The following is a 15579-nucleotide window of genomic DNA, read 5'->3' as shown; positions in this document are numbered from 1 at the left end:
ATGAAAAAGCTTTGCATACCTTTCTGTTTAGCGCTGGTATTTGGTGCAGGTGCTGAAGTTAAAGCTCAGATTCAATCTCGTGGAGAAGTTCAGGATCAGGAGTTTGTCATCCGTAAAGACAGAGTTTTGACTTTGCCCACTCAGCCTAGAATTTTTGAGAAACTTCCTGTTTTGCCTCAGCCCAAAGGTCTGAGTGATTTTAATTACCAGGTGAATTTCTACGAATTAAATCTGCCTCCGGTAAAACTGGAAGCTGAGCCCGTTCAAAAAAATTATAGACAGGAGAGAATAGATTTATATCCGGGCTTTCTGAAGGCGGGTTATGGTAATTTTGCAAGTCCCTTGTTGGAAGCCAGATTTATGGCTACAGAGGTTTATGATTGGAATTACGCCATAGATTTGAGACATCAAAGCTTTGGAAAGGGTCCGGTTTTGGCTGAAGAGTCCAAAGAGTCTCATTCTACTTTGGGAGGTTCGGCTAGTTATTTCATGGATCAGGTTGAACTATTTGGAGGACTTCGTTGGGCACAGGATTCCTATTCCTTTTATGGAGTGGATAGTGCTTTTTATAATAATCCCAATTTGGAGTTCATGGGCTTTGATGGAAATGTCCTGAACACGGTCAAAATTGAAGCCGGAATTCGGGATATTGAAAAGACCGGACCGGTTTCATATGAAGGTAAAATCAATTTCAGAAACTTCAAGGACAGTTATTTTGTCAATGAAAATGAATTTGGTTTGAATGCTAAAGGTAAGTTTCGACCTAGTGATGACTGGACAGGTAATCTAGGTTTCGAATACTTCTTTACAAACACAGAAGATGAATTATACCAGGGGAATAGGACGTATTTCGCCATCAGGCCGCAAGTAGCTTATCAATATGAAGCTTTCAATTTTTCCGCGGGACTGAATATTATTTCTGAAAATGATAGTATACCGGGGAAATCAAGTGATTTTAGGATTTTTCCAAATTTAAAAGCCAGCTATCAGTTTGCTGAAGAGTTTGGTTTTTTTGGAGAGTTTAGTGGTGATGTTCAGCGAAATACCTACTACAGTTTTGTCATGCAAAATCCATTTTTGGGTCCTTCCGAGCAACTCCTTAATACGGTTAATAATTACAAATTAGCAGGGGGAATAGAAGGACAATTCCAGGGGAATTTTCATTACAAGGCAGGAATTGATATCAGCCGGTTTAATCAATATCATTTCTTCGTGAATTCTGGTGCAGATACCTCTCGCTTTGAAATAGTTTACGATGATAAGGTCAGTGTATTCAATATCAATGCTGAATTAGGTCTCAAATTATCTTCCATTTACAGCCTCAATTCGAGGCTGGATATATTCCAATACGACCTCAATCAACAGCAAGAAGCCTGGCACCGACCAACTTGGCAATTGGGAATCAACAACCAAGTTACTCCATTTAAGCAATTGCTAATTCAGGCTAATGTCAATGTAATGGGTGGTTTGAAGGGGAGAGGATATTTGTCTCCTTCAGACGCTGCAGCGATGCTTCCTTATCCTGTGGTCAAGCTAAAGACAATTGCAGACCTCCAGTTAAAAGCAGATTTTAAAATCACAGAAAAAATCGGTGTATTTGCTGAAGGCAACAATCTATTAAATGCTCAAAACACCCGTTGGTTAAACTATCCAGTGAGGGGAGTGCAATTAATTGGTGGAGCTTGGCTGAAATTCTAAAAATTGGTTTGCCTTTCCGGGCAAATAACTTAGTTTCGTAGCTACCTTTTTATAAAATGGCAGAAAAGAACTCTGAACAACGTATGTGGTTTGATCCGAAAGATTATGGACTTCCTTATGTGGAAGTTAAACCCTTGCATAATCCAAAGAGTGAGGCTACCAAAAATTTAGATTCTGAATCCAAAGAAAAAAAAGTAGAACAGGTGATCCCTGTAGCCAAGCCTGAAGAAAAAGAGAAGACCAAAGTAGCTACAGAAAAGCCTGAACAAGTCTTGCCGGTAAATGAAAAAGCGAAGGTTAGTGATAAGGTAGAAGCTGAAAAACCAGCTGAGCCAAAAATTATAGCCAAAAAGCCAGAGCCAGTAAGTCCGAAACCGACCCCAAAAAAATCTAATTCTTGGGTTGTATATGCTGCCATCATTGGCTTGCTATTGGTCTCGACCATTGTTTGGCAGTTGATGAAAGAGGAGAAAGCAGACTCTCCTACAGAACAAGCATCTCAGAGTTCCATGACCCCAACAGAGAGTCCTGCGAATACTACCGAAGAAATAAATAATACATCAAAAGAAGAAAATCAAGTAACTGAAAATCAGGATTCTATTTCAAATTCTAATGCTCTTTCCTCATCACCTCAAGAAAGTACTGAAACTGGTACAACTATTGATCGTAAAGAGGAGAGTTCTTTGATTCGAATTGAAGCAAGAGAGGCAAGACCCCGATATTTTATCGTAGTGGGTAGTTTGCCAAACGAGCGACTAGCAATTCAGGAGTCTGACCAGTACAGAGATCGCACGAGGGAGCTTTATTTAATAGCCCCTTATGATGAGGTCTCTAATTATCGATTGGCCATAGGGAAATATAGTTCCTTTAGTCAAGCGAGTGCTGAGTTGGATAAAATCAAAGAAAACTACACCGAAGCATTATGGATTTTGAAATATTAATATGATTCTTCTTCAAACCCTCTCAACAGATTCATTTTCTGCAGCTGACAGTCTTGGAATGGATGCAGCTGGACAAAACATCGGACTACTTGACCTCCTGATTAAAGGTGGTTACATGATGATTCCGCTTTATTTACTCTTCATCTTAGCAATTTTCATTTTTATTGAAAGGCTAATGACCTTGAAGAAAGCTACTGCAACATCTTCCCATTTATTGGACCAAGTGAAAGTTTTGGTTTCCAGTGGTCAAATAGAAAAAGCAAAAATTCTCTGTGCTGGTGAAAAAACACCAGTGGCTAACATGATCGCTAAAGGTATTGAGCGAATCGGATCTCCATTGAAAAACATTGAAGTTTCTATTGAGAATGTAGGTAAAATCGAAATCTACAAGCTTGAGAAAAATCTCAATCTATTGGCAACTGTTTCAGGTGCTGCTCCTATGATAGGTTTCTTGGGTACAGTGGCAGGTATGATTCAGGCATTTATAGCAATTGCCCAAGAGGAAGGAATGGTTTCTCCTAAATTGCTTTCCGAAGGGATATATGAGGCCATGATCACTACAGCAGCAGGACTGGTTGTGGGTATTTTGGCTTATTTAGGATACAACTACCTGGTTACTCAGGTTTCTAAGTTGGTACACAGCATGGAATATTCTTCCATAGAGTTTATCGAATTACTTCAAGAGAAATAAGATGGGACTCCAGTCAAAAAATAAAGTAGAAACTGCTTTCAGCATGTCATCTATGACAGATATTATCTTTCTGTTGTTGATATTCTTTATGTTGACATCCTCATTCATTACGCCATCAGGTCTTCCTGTAAATCTACCTTCCAGTGAAACATCTGATATTGCTCTTCAGGAGGTCACAGTATCGGTAACCAAAGACCTGCGTTATGCAGTAAATGATAGAGTAGTAGCACGAGATCAGATTAAGGCAGAATTGACCAATTTGTTGGCAAATAAAAAAGGACAAGTCGTATTACATATTGATAAAGAAGTACCTGTGGAGTATTTGGTGGAAATTGGCGGTATAGCTGCTGGTTTGGAAGCCAATGTTTCTATCGCTACAAAACCTTATTAAAATGGAATTTTGGGATGCAGATAAAGTAGAAAATCAAAATAAAAGGAGATCAGGTTTGATCACCCTTTTGATCAACATCCTATTGTTGATTGCTTTTTACTTTATTGTAGTCTGGAAGCAACCTATTCCACCTTTACCTACTTTTGGATTGGAGTTAAACCTAGGATTTACTCCTACAGGTTCTGGCGATAGAAATTCAGCAAATGCCCCTTCCGAAACGGTAACTCCTGTTACTGAGGCCGCTGCTCCTGGAGAAATTGCGCCACAAGTAACTCAGCCGGCTACACCCGCTCCAAGTACTAAGACTGAAACAGCAAAACCCAAAGCAACATCTAAGCCAGCTGCAAATGAAGCAGTAACCACTAAGCCTTCTCCCATCAAGGGTGAGAAAAAAGCCGTGGAGACTACCAAAAAACCAGAGCCTGCCAAAACTGAACCGGCAAAGACAGTGACGACCCCTGCAGAATCTAAGGCAGAAGAAACTGTTCAGAAAGCGCCTGAACAACCAAAAATTGACCAGAGAGCGATTTTTGGTGCGGGAGGCACAAAAGGTAAGGGAACAACTCCTGCCTCTGGAGGTGCACAAGGAAGCTCAAATGAAAAGGGTGACGAAGGTGATCCTAAAGGTACTGTAGACGGTAGAGCGATAATGGGCCAAGGTTCCGGACAAGGTACCAATTCAGGTGCGGGCTACAGCTTGGATCTTGCTGGATGGGATTTTGCTTCCAGACCTAATATCAATGACCGGGTAAGTACAAGAAACGGCAGGATAGTTTTTAAAATCACAGTGGATGACTCAGGTCGTGTGGTTCAAGCAGTACCGTTGGAGTATAATGTATCCAATGATGTATTGGCTTATTACAGACAGGTAGTCAATCAGATTTCCTTCAAAAAACAGGGAGGAGCTGTTGCCGATTTCTCCACTGGAAAAATTACTTTCATTATCAAGGTAGATTAATTATGACCTATCAGGAAACGCTGGATTACCTGTATCAGGCACTTCCTATGTTTCAAAGGGTAGGTGCTGCTGCTTTCAAAAAAGACCTGAGTAATACTATTGCCCTTTGTGAGCACTTAGGCAATCCTCAGCATCAATTCAAATCAATCCATATAGCTGGAACGAATGGAAAGGGAAGTTCTTCTCATTCTATAGCAGCAATTTTGCAAAAGGCTGGTTACAAGACCGGATTGTATACCTCACCACATTTAAAATCCTTTACCGAACGAATAAAGATCGACGGAGAAGAAATTCCGGAAATCTCTGTGATTGATTTCGTTGAACAGAATAAAGCTTTTTTAGAGGATTTAAGGCCCAGTTTTTTTGAAATGACTGTGGGTATGGCTTTTTGGTACTTTGCCAAGCAGCAGGTAGATATAGCCGTAATTGAAGTGGGTATGGGCGGACGACTGGATAGCACCAATGTGATCAACCCTGAGATTTCACTTATCACCAATATAGGCTGGGATCATATGCAATTTTTGGGAGACACCTTGCCTCAAATCGCCGGAGAAAAGGCAGGCATTATTAAGCCTCATACGCCGGTAGTAATTAGTCAAACTCAAGAGGAGACCACTTCGACATTTAAAGAAAACGCAGCTAAGCAGAAAGCACCTCTTTATTTTGCTGATCAAATCTGGAAGATTGAAAAGAATGGAGAAGAGGCGGGGAAAGCGATTTATCAGGCTAGTTCCGACAAAGCAACCTTTTCATTTAAATTTGAGCTATTAGGGAATTATCAAAAATGGAATTTGCCTGGAATTTTTGAGACTGTATATCAACTGAAATTGAAGGGTTGGAATATAGAGTCTCAGGCAATCATTGAAGGTTTGGATAGTGTTGTTGCCAGTACTGGTTTGAAAGGAAGGTGGCAAACCTTGTATGAAAAGCCTTTGACAATCTGTGATACAGGGCATAATGAGCCGGGTATGATAGAGATTGTTACTCAGATTGAGACTTATTCTTATGAGCAATTATGGATGATTCTGGGAATGGTGCAGGATAAAGATGTAACCAAAATTCTCAGGCTCTTACCTCAATCTGCAAATTTTATTTTTTGCGAAGCGAATATTCCCCGTGCTATGAAGGCCAGTGAGTTGGCTGAAAAAGCGGAAAGTATAGGGATTAAGGGCCAAATAATGGCTGATGTAAATGATGCAATTCAATTTGCTAGAAAAAAAGCAGGACCAAATGACTTGATATTTGTAGGAGGCAGTACTTTTGTGGTCGCTGAAATCGAAGAGCTGTAATAATGAGTAGAAAAAAACTGGTTCGTTTTAAGGAAAACGAATTAAATCCGAATGTAGTCCAGGCTGGCAAAGCAATTTTTGAAGAAATCAAAGGTAATTGGAATGAAAAGCAGTTTAAAAATCCTAACCCTCTTGTGGTTGAATTAGCCTGTGGCCGTGGAGAGTTTACTGTGGGTTTAGCCAGAGTTTTTCCTAATCAAAACTTTATTGGGGTCGACATCAAGGGAAGTAGGATTTGGAAGGGTAGTTCTACTGCTACAGCAGAAGGAATTGAGAATGTGGCCTTTTTGAGGACTCAGATTCAGCAGTTGGATCAGTTTTTTTCAGAAGAAGAAATATCAGAACTATGGATCACTTTCCCAGATCCATTTCCAAGAGATGGAGATGAAAAAAGGCGATTAACTTCTCCCAAATTTTTGGATATGTATAAGTCCTTGGTGAAAAGAGACGGAATTATTCATTTTAAAACGGATAATACTGGCCTTTTTGATTACTCATTGGAGCTGGTTCAGTCCAGAGAAGACATAGAAATTCTAGGATTTACTCATGATTTTTATCAAAGTGAATGGAAGGATGATCACTTTGGAATCCAAACCCGATATGAAAAGATGTTTTCCGAAAAGGGTGAAAAGATCAAGTATTTGAAATTCCATTTCAGGAATTAATCAAACTTCAATTTGACCTTTTCTAGGTAAAACGTTCCTAATACCTTTTCCAAAAGCAAATCTCTATCTACTGGTTTGGTGAGATATTCGTCCATTCCTACAGATATTGCTTTTGCTTTGCTTCTTTCTGTAGTATCGGCAGTAACTGCTATAATCGGGATATTTTGATGATGTGAACCTGCCTGGCCTGCTCTTATGGCCTGAGTAGCTTCATATCCGTCCATTTCAGGCATTTGAAGATCCATCAAAATCAAGTCAAATTGCCTAGCCTGCATTTTATCCAGCGCTTCCAGTCCATGATTTGCAAAATCATAACTGATTCCTTCCCACTTTTTGAGGATAGATTTGATTACTAGCTGATTGACAGGGTTATCCTCAACGACTAATATTCTTTTTTCCTTAAGTAAATTATTTTTCTCCGCTAAAATTAGCTCATTGGTCTCCTTTGCTGCTTTATCAAATTCTAATTTGATAATGACCTCTGTGCCTTTATTCACTTCACTTTGAATTTGAATCTTGCCATGGTGTAATTCGACCAAAGCTTTAACAATGCAAAGCCCTAAACCAAAGCCACCAAATTTTCTTTTATCATCAATTTGCTCCTGAATAAATGATTCATATATCCTGTCAAGCTTCGCCTTTTTTATGCCTGCGCCTGTGTCTTTGATGGAAAAGGTCAGTAGATGTTTGTCTTTTTTATCTTCATAATCAAGCACTTCCAGTTTTATCGAACCTTCATTGGTGAACTTGACAGCATTATTCAAAACATTCCCAAGAATCTGACGGAATCTAGTTGCATCTCCAATTGCGCGTTCAGGCAATATTGCTTTTTCTTCATAAGCAAACTGAAGGCCTTTATCCCTAGCTTGTTGGTAAGTGATGGCTTTCAATTCATTGATTACTTTATGAACACTAAAAGGTCTGCTTTCTAGATTCAGCTCATTTTTTTCAATCTTAGAATAATCAAGAATATCGTCAATGGAGGAGAGAAGGGAGAGCGATGAGTATTTGATGACTTCCAGATTCTCCTTGACCTTTTCATCTGGCAAATCCCTCATGATGGATTCTGATAGTCCTAAAATCGCATTGAGAGGAGTTCTCAATTCATGACTCATATTAGAAAGGAAGTAAGACTTTATTTGGTTGCTCTCCTCTGATTGCTGCAAGGCCTCTTCTTGAGCTTTTTCTTTCTCTGATCTCAGTAGACTGATTCGGTTTGCCATGGAGAGTGACAAGAAAATGATTTCAAGTCCAGTTCCGATTTTAGAAGCGTTTTCTGTGATAAAGGTATTGGGTATTACACTGAAATTATTCAATATAAAAAGAATAAAGCCTAGGGTAAGGAAGAATATACCGATGGTGAAAAATGCGTCTATCTTTTTTCCTTTGATGTACCCAATAATTATGGAAGAAATTACTAATAGCAATAAAATTAGAGCTAAGCCATTTGCCGCTGGATAGTATAGTTGCCACCAGGCATCCACGAATATCACAAAAACAAACAAAGCGATTATTCCAATAATTAATCCTGAAAAAATCTTATTTAAAGCTTTACTGATTTCTTCAATTTGGATATAAACCTGAGTATATCTTCCAAATGCTAAAGTTGAAAAAACTGCAGCGATTAGAATGCTTTTATCTGCTAAAAAACCAGGCGATTGAAAGATGTATTGGTAGAGGTAACCATCTAAGCCTAAGTGTAATAATGCTACAGAGAATACATAAGTGATATAGAGTAAAAAACTTTTCTCTTTGATACCAAAATAGAAAAATAGATAGGTGATTCCTGTTAATAATAAGATGCCATAGAAAATCCCATAGATCAACTGATCGAAATAGGAGCTGCTGATTAATGAACTCGGGGAGTTTAATTCCAAAGGGAGATTGATGACTTCTCCATCACTTTGATAGTTGATGAAAAAATCAGCACTTTTCCCGGCTTCAAGCTTGAGCGGAAAAATGGTCTTTCTATGATCAAATGCCCGATCTTCCCATCTGACTAGATCTCCATTCGTCAGTTTTTGATTGATCAGCCCTTCTTGAACTTGATATAATACTACTGAATCCGTGATGGGTCTTCCAGTTTCAAAGAAAAATACTTTATCCTCTTCGCTATCATTTGTCAAACTGAATTTGACCCAATAATTAGAAGTGGTAAAACCAAGATTTGAATTTCTATTTGGTATATCATTGAATGGTAAAATCTCTTCATTAGAGAGTATACTTTGTATGGTATATATAGAGTCCTTGGCATCGAAAAGCTTAGAGTCACGGAATACAGAAAATGGGTATTCCCTAATTTGTGAAACATTTACTTGTGCGTAGGTCAATCGCGGCAAAAATAGGATAAGACCTAGAATGATGATCTTAACTATTTTATTTTTCATAGGAATCTAAAATTAAGGTGTCAAGATTACGACAGATATACGAGATTCCTTTCGAATTCAGATTATTGAACTTGAAATTATCAAAAATGTAATCCTTAATAATTTAATTAAATGATAAGTACTACTTCTAGTTACCTATTCATTTATATAAATAATTTCCGATGATATATAAATAGAACCGATCAAATAAAAATATAACCAAATCCTTAAATCACGAAATTTGGATCTTTATAAGACGGATTGGGATATTTATAGAATCCTTCCCCTGTTTTCTCACCCAGTTTCCCTTGATCGATATAAGTTTTATGGTGTGCTGCGAATGCTTTAGATGCTGAATCTTCTCTGGATTTGGTCACATGCCAAGCTGTATCCAATCCAATACTATCCAAAATCCCAAAAGGCCCCATTGGCATGTGGAAATTGACCATCCAAGATTTGTCGATATCCTCTACAGAGGCTACTTCTCCCGTTAATAGCTTACCGGCTGCACCTATCAAGGCTAATAGCATGGTATTAAAAATGTACCCAGGATTTTCTTTTTTCACTAAAACTGGAACTTGATTCAAACTTTTTCCAAATTTCTCCAACAAAGGAATCAGACTTGGGTCAGTTCCGGGATGAGGCATGATGTCTACAACCCGAGAGTAGAAGACGTCATGAAAGTGTAAAGCACAAAATTTTGAAGGCTTACCCGAGATATCGGCAAACATGGAAGGAAGCAAATAGGATGTATTCGTAGTAAGGATGGTTTTTTCAGGTGCTAATTCACCAAACTGCTTCCATACCTTCTTTTTCAATTCAATGTCTTCTGTGACGCTTTCATTGATTAGATCTGCATCTTTTACAGCCTTTTCTGGATCTAAAGTAAAGTAGACCCTAGAAAGAATTTTTTCCTGATTTTCCTTCAGATAAGCTCCTTTATCGAGTTGTGCCAATATCTTTTTCATTGTTTCAAATGAAAAATCAAGTGCTTTATCTGTAATGTCAAAAATCGAAACCTGATACCCTGAAATAGCTGCCTGTAATGCTACTCGGGATCCTAAAGTTCCTGCTCCAAGAATACAAACGTTTTGGATTTCCATATTAAATAGTTTCTGTGATGATACTGTTTTTAGCTTTCTTTCCTGCGGCTTTTACTACTTCAATCAAAACTGCAAATCGAGGGTCAGCAGCCTGTCCTAACTTATATCTTTTATAAATCTGCTGTGCAATTACTCCTACCTTAAAGAGCCCAAAAACGTAATAAAAAAGGATATTGCTCAGATCAAGTCCGCTGTGTAAATCATAATAGGAGATAACTTCCTTTCTCGTGAAGTTTCCGGGAAGATGAGTCAGGTTAAACATCTTGAGGATTTCAGGATCATCTGATTCTGCCCAATAAGCCAAACTTGTCCCCAAGTCCATCAATGGATCTCCTACAGTTGCCATTTCCCAATCCAAAAGAGCCTTGATTTCAGTGATATTATTCTGGTCTAAGACCAGATTATCATACTTAAAATCATTGTGGATGAAGCCGACATTTTCTTGATCGGGGATATTTAATTTCAACCATTCTGAGGTTTTTTCCATTTCTGGAATCACCTCTGTCGCTGCGCGGGAATAACGGTCCGCCCAACCCAAAACTTGCCTATTGACATATCCTTCCGGCTTTCCGAGATTAATAAGACCAGATCGATTCAGCTCCAAATGATGAAGCTCTAAAAGGGTATCTAAGGTGTGTTTGGATAGATTTTGGAAATCAGACTCAGTGATTTGAACTCCTTGGGGAATTTTATTTCTCAAGACAATACCCTCCACAAATTCCATCATGAAGAATGGCGATCCTAAAACCGTCTCATCTTCAAAAAGTAAAACTGGTTTGGGACTTTTAGAGTATCCTGCTCGTTGTAATGCTTCCAATACATTGCTTTCCCTGACCATGTCATGGGCACTACTGATTTGATAACCAAAGGGTGGTCGTCTCAGTGCATAGCGATGGGTGGGGGTTTGTACCAGGAAAGTGAGATTCGAAAAACCTCCAGATAGAGCTTTGATTTCTATGGTGGAAGGATCCCAATCGAACTTTTCATGCAACAAGTCCTTGAGTTTATCAAATTCTAGCTCTTTCATTTGCGCTGGTAGTTTTTCAAAATACTTCTTGCCAGAGAGGATTTATGCACCTCATCCGGTCCATCGTAAATTCTGGCTCCTCTTTCATGTCGGTACCAAAAAGAAAGTAGCGTATCATCGGTGACACCCAATGCTCCATGTACCTGAATAGCTCGGTCTATTACTTTCATCAATACATCGGCTACAAAAAATTTGATAGTAGAAATCTCCTCCTTGGCAGCTTTGGCTCCTTGCTCTTTCATTTTTCGGGCAGTATCCAGCACCATCAATCTGCTCGCATTGATTTCAGCTCTACTTTCCGCTATCCAATTTTGAATGGTTTGCTTTTCTGCAAGACTTTTGCCCGGTGACAGCTCTCTATCAACTGCTCTCTGACACATCATAGAAAATACGCGTTCACAAATGCCTATCCATCTCATGCAATGATGAATTCTGCCAGGCCCCAATCTTTCCTGCGCAAGCACAAAACCTTGGCCTTCCTCCCCAATCAAATGAGTTGCATGAACTTTGCAATCTGTGAATTTTACTTCGGCATGGGAAAAATAATCTTCTCCAGTTTCTCCCATAATAGGGATGTTTCGTACTAATTGATAACCAGGATTATCTAAAGGAACGATCACCATACTTGCCTTTTGGTAAGGTGAATTTGCTTCCGGATTGGTTACAGCCATGACTATCGTAAATGATGCCCCATCCGCAGCCGTGGTAAACCATTTGTGACCATTGATGATATAATGATCTCCTTCTCTTTTAGCTACTGTGCTTAGATTGACAGGATTACTGCCTGCATTTTCCGGCTCTGTCATCGCAAAGCAACTTCTGATTTCTCCTTTTTGTAAAGGTTTTAAAAACTTTTCCTTCTGGAAATCAGAGCCAAATAAATGCAACAGCTCCATGTTCCCTATATCCGGAGCATTGCAATTAAAAACGTAATGTCCTAGCGGGCTTTGACCCAGAATTTCTGACACATGGGCAAATTCCAAAAGACTCAACCCTAAGCCTCCTTCTTTTTCAGATAGATGAGGCGCAAATAAGCCGAGCTTTTTTGCCTTTTCTCTCAAGGCATTTAATTGAGGTAGGTAAGACTTAAAAGGTCCTTGGACAACTTTCAAATCAATAGGAAATAGCTCTTGCTTTACAAAGTCCCGGTATTGATTTAAAATGCCAGCAAGATCGGTTTTGGGTTTATTTTTCGAATCAATCATACATTAAATAGTAAATCCTCCATCAGCCGTAAAAACTCCTCCTGTTGTGTAGGATGAAGCCGAGGAAGCTAAAAACAAGGCCATTGCTCCGATTTCTTCACTGGTACCGGCTCGCTTGATTGCGAGCTGTTTCATCACCACGGACATGATTTTATCATTAGTCCAAAGCGCCTCTGAAAACTTCGTTTGGATTAATCCTGGGCAAATGGCATTTACTCTGATTTTGGCATCTCCCCATTCCTTTGCATATACTTTAGTTAGCGAGATTAAGGCAGATTTGCTGACAGAATAAATACCTAATCCGTGTTCTGGCGAAATGCCTCCAATAGAGCTGATGTTGATTACTGATGCTTGTGCTGATTTTCGGAGATGTGGAAAACAAAGCCTTGTAAGCTCAAAAGGAGCTTTGACGTTCACATCCATGATTTTATCAAATGCTTCCAGGCTCGTTTCATGCACTGGGCCAAAGACTGGATTGGAAGCAGCGTTATTGACCAGAATATCAATTTGACCATATTTCTCCACTGTTTTTTCCACCAATTGAGGAAGCTCTTCCATATTCCCCACATTACAGGCTATTCCAGTAGCCTCATAGCCACGTGATTTAAGATGATTGGCCATTTCATCCAATGCTTCTTGCTTTCTACTGCTAATGACCACTTTTGCACCTGCTGCTGCAAATATTTCGGCAATTGCCAATCCAATCCCTTTGGATGCTCCAGTTATCAGAGCTACTTTGTTGTCTAATGAAAAAACGCTTGATAAATCCATTGAAAGTTTATTTTTTATCTCTTGTTCAAGATAGAAAAAAATCAAGCGGTAGGTAAGTCTATGTACTAATATATTTCTAGTTTTATTTTGCTTAAATTGGCAAGTAGCTCTTTTAAAATCGAAACAATGTCAGCTAACTATTTATTATTTAAAAGCAAATAGCTGTGAAACTGAATTTATAGATTGGTTTCGATGATAGGCATTACTACCAAAAAATAAATATTTTAAATGGATATCCGCTTTCTTACCAGTATTGAAAAAATACGGCTTATTGTCTGCTGAAAGGATCAGAATCCGGAAGCTTCGCCTGCCTGCCGCGGCTGGGTCTTCCCTGTCTGCCGGTAGGCAGAGGTCATCGGTCGCCTGTACTGAGCGAAGTCGAAGTATCCAACCAGCCAAGCAATGAAAATAAGGCACCTGGCATGATTGCGGATAATCAGAACATTTTAAGACTATTCATATCAACTAAAACTCCATGAAAGAAGTAATTTTTGAAAAAACCGGTCTTCCATCAGAAGTCCTTGAACTGAAAGAATCTCCAATGCCTCAGCCTAAAGAAGGCCAAGTGTTGATTAAAGTCACTGCCAGGAATATCAACCCATCGGATATCATGTTTATCAGAGGGATGTATGGAATCGCTCCGGTATTACCAAGCAGTGCTGGATTTGAAGCAGCAGGAGTAGTAGAAAAAGGAGATGCCGGAGGAATTTTGAAAGAAGGTACCAGAGTAATGTTTTCCGCAATCGGTACTTGGAAAGAATATGTTTGTGTTCCTGCTTCTCTAGCGATCCCAATTCCAGAGGGTATGCCAGATGAGGTGGCCTGTCAGGCTTTTGTTAATCCTATGACGGCTTATGGAATGCTGGAGAAATCAGGCCTGAAAGAAGGTGACTGGTTGCTGATCACAGCAGGAGCTTCTGCATTCGGGAAGTTTGCGCTTCAGATGGCCAAGGAAAGAGGAATCAAGGTGGCTGCCACTGTAAGACATGATGACCAAATCGAGTATTTGGAAAAAATGGGTGCAGATTTAGTGATCAATTCTGAAAAAGAAAAGATACAAAAAGTATTGCCGGAAAAAACCGATGGCGGTGTCCATGTGGTATTCGATGCGGTAGGAGGGACCTTGGGAGCTAAAGCACTAGCTTCACTTCGCCCTAAAGGGAAAATGATGGTTTTTGGGGCATTGAGTTTGGAAAATATGCCTGTTAACAGCGGTTTGATGATTTTCAATAACCTTCAAATTGAGGCATTTTGGTTGAGTACTTGGATGGATGAAACTGATCCAAAGACTAGAGGTCAGGCCTTTTTGAAAGTTTTTGGCTTTTTGATGAAAGATGATTCCAAAATTGATATCGCAGGAAAATTCCCTTTGGCAGCATTCAAAGAGGCTCTGAATTCCTACGAAATGCCCGGTAGAAACGGAAAAATTCTCTTAGTGAGTTAATTTCTCGCAAATCATTCTTTATAAAAAAAGGGAATGGCCATCTTTGTACTTTGAAAACTAAAACAAAAAGACAGAACGTAATGAATTGGGACAAGCTGGATAAAGAGCTAACCGAAATTGTTGAAAAAAGAAATCAACTCGCGCAGATGGATTATAATCATGAGGATTACGATGATCTTGAAGAGGAGATCCATGACTTGGAGGATGATTTCAATGAGGATTATGAGACAGTTTTAGAAAAAGAATTAGAGAAAATTTACTCCGTGTTGAAATCGGATACTGATATTCTTCTTCCTACGGCTTATATCGCTAATAAATACAAGCCCTTATTACCGGATGCCAATGGTATAATCAGTTATGAAGTAGGAGGTCAAGAAGGTGTTCCAATTGAATCGGATCAATTTGACAGGCAGGATGTAAGGATTGTGCTAGTTCCTAATCCAGCTAGGTTCGTGATGCTGATCAATGGAAGGCAATTGAAGGATCTTTGGAGAAGCCGTTAAAATAATCTGATTATCCGCAATCTTGCCTATTACCATATTTTCTTTGCTTGACCGATTGGAAGACCGATGACCGATGACCGAAGCTTCCGGATTCTGATCCTCTGGGCTAATATTAGGCCAAATAAATCTTATTACTGGTAAGAAAGCGGATGTTCATAGAAAATTAAAATGCTGTCTAAAAAGTGCAATTTGTCACATTGAAAGTCCAGTCAATCGTACAGGGTCGTAATGTAGGTCAAAACGATAGAAATGACCTTAGATTCAGCTGCTTTTTAAAACAAATTAAAATCCGAAATTTTACTTATTTCGGATTTTTTTTATTGTGGAAAGTAGGTTTAGATAACTAAAAATCCTGCTTCTTCAATTAATCATTTTCTTTTTTCTCTTTGTTCTTTTGCCTTGAAGCAAAAGAACCAATCCCGACAGCTGTACGGGACAAGACAGGGCAAAAACGAAAGTTTTTGAGCCAGAAAGAGCGCTAGGAAGCTCCAACCCTGCCGTTGGCAGGCCATAGCCGTCAGTTTAGC

General features: G+C 39.2%; 14 protein-coding genes. 9 read left to right on the top strand and 5 right to left on the bottom strand.

Features of this window, described 5'->3' with window-relative positions; all coding sequences use genetic code 11:
- The 7 genes from B2906_RS08025 to trmB are packed head-to-tail and all read left to right on the top strand — an operon-like array spanning window position 1 to window position 6633.
- Entirely contained in the window at window positions 1-1698 is a 1698-nt protein-coding gene (locus tag B2906_RS08025) for a TonB-dependent receptor (RefSeq protein WP_219958713.1), read from the top strand.
- 56 nt (window positions 1699-1754) lie between these two features.
- Complete coding sequence (locus tag B2906_RS08020) at window positions 1755-2639, top strand: SPOR domain-containing protein (RefSeq protein WP_219958714.1); 885 nt, start codon at window positions 1755-1757, stop codon at window positions 2637-2639.
- 1 nt (window position 2640) lies between these two features.
- Window positions 2641-3330 (top strand): MotA/TolQ/ExbB proton channel family protein, encoded by a 690-nt coding sequence (locus tag B2906_RS08015; RefSeq protein WP_091654044.1) that lies wholly within the window; start codon window positions 2641-2643, stop codon window positions 3328-3330.
- A gap of 1 nt (window position 3331) precedes the next feature.
- Window positions 3332-3721: an ExbD/TolR family protein gene (locus B2906_RS08010; RefSeq protein WP_091654043.1), complete on the top strand. Its 390-nt coding sequence runs from the start codon at window positions 3332-3334 to the stop codon at window positions 3719-3721.
- A 1-nt stretch (window position 3722) separates the two neighbouring features.
- Window positions 3723-4679 carry an energy transducer TonB gene (locus tag B2906_RS08005; protein ID WP_219958715.1) on the top strand — a complete coding sequence of 319 codons (957 nt, stop codon included), beginning with the start codon at window positions 3723-3725 and terminating at the stop codon, window positions 4677-4679.
- A 2-nt stretch (window positions 4680-4681) separates the two neighbouring features.
- Window positions 4682-5968 carry a bifunctional folylpolyglutamate synthase/dihydrofolate synthase gene (locus B2906_RS08000; RefSeq protein WP_219958716.1) on the top strand — a complete coding sequence of 429 codons (1287 nt, stop codon included), beginning with the start codon at window positions 4682-4684 and terminating at the stop codon, window positions 5966-5968.
- A gap of 2 nt (window positions 5969-5970) precedes the next feature.
- Entirely contained in the window at window positions 5971-6633 is a 663-nt protein-coding gene (gene trmB / locus B2906_RS07995) for a tRNA (guanosine(46)-N7)-methyltransferase TrmB (protein WP_091654037.1), read from the top strand.
- On the opposite strand, the gene B2906_RS07990 is transcribed toward trmB, so the two are convergent.
- The 5 genes from B2906_RS07990 to B2906_RS07970 form a co-directional block, all read right to left on the bottom strand.
- A complete protein-coding gene (locus B2906_RS07990; protein ID WP_219958717.1) occupies window positions 6630-9020 on the bottom strand; it encodes a hybrid sensor histidine kinase/response regulator in 2391 nt (796 codons plus the stop codon). The genes trmB and B2906_RS07990 overlap by 4 nt on opposite strands.
- Window positions 9021-9226: 206 nt before the next feature.
- Window positions 9227-10102 (bottom strand): 3-hydroxyacyl-CoA dehydrogenase, encoded by an 876-nt coding sequence (locus tag B2906_RS07985; protein ID WP_219958718.1) that lies wholly within the window; start codon window positions 10100-10102, stop codon window positions 9227-9229.
- Between the two features lies 1 nt (window position 10103).
- Window positions 10104-11129: a phosphotransferase family protein gene (locus B2906_RS07980; protein ID WP_219958719.1), complete on the bottom strand. Its 1026-nt coding sequence runs from the start codon at window positions 11127-11129 to the stop codon at window positions 10104-10106.
- A complete protein-coding gene (locus B2906_RS07975) occupies window positions 11126-12334 on the bottom strand; it encodes an acyl-CoA dehydrogenase family protein (protein ID WP_219958720.1) in 1209 nt (402 codons plus the stop codon). The genes B2906_RS07980 and B2906_RS07975 overlap by 4 nt, the downstream gene beginning before the upstream one ends.
- A 3-nt stretch (window positions 12335-12337) precedes the next feature.
- Window positions 12338-13105, bottom strand: coding sequence for an SDR family NAD(P)-dependent oxidoreductase (locus B2906_RS07970; protein ID WP_219958721.1), 768 nt, complete (start codon window positions 13103-13105; stop codon window positions 12338-12340).
- A 475-nt stretch (window positions 13106-13580) separates the two neighbouring features.
- On the opposite strand from B2906_RS07970, the gene B2906_RS07965 reads away from it, so the two are divergent.
- Both B2906_RS07965 and B2906_RS07960 read left to right on the top strand, forming a co-directional pair.
- Window positions 13581-14549: a zinc-dependent alcohol dehydrogenase family protein gene (locus B2906_RS07965; protein WP_219958722.1), complete on the top strand. Its 969-nt coding sequence runs from the start codon at window positions 13581-13583 to the stop codon at window positions 14547-14549.
- Window positions 14550-14629: 80 nt separating this feature from the next.
- Window positions 14630-15052, top strand: coding sequence for a hypothetical protein (locus tag B2906_RS07960; RefSeq protein WP_219958723.1), 423 nt, complete (start codon window positions 14630-14632; stop codon window positions 15050-15052).
- Window positions 15053-15579 lie beyond the last annotated feature (527 nt).

This window comes from Algoriphagus sp. UBA3586 (genome assembly GCF_002376385.1).
Classification (GTDB): domain Bacteria; phylum Bacteroidota; class Bacteroidia; order Cytophagales; family Cyclobacteriaceae; genus Algoriphagus; species Algoriphagus ornithinivorans.
The sequence above is the reverse complement of the archived record's forward strand: the minus strand, read 5'-3'. Positions and strand labels throughout refer to the sequence as shown.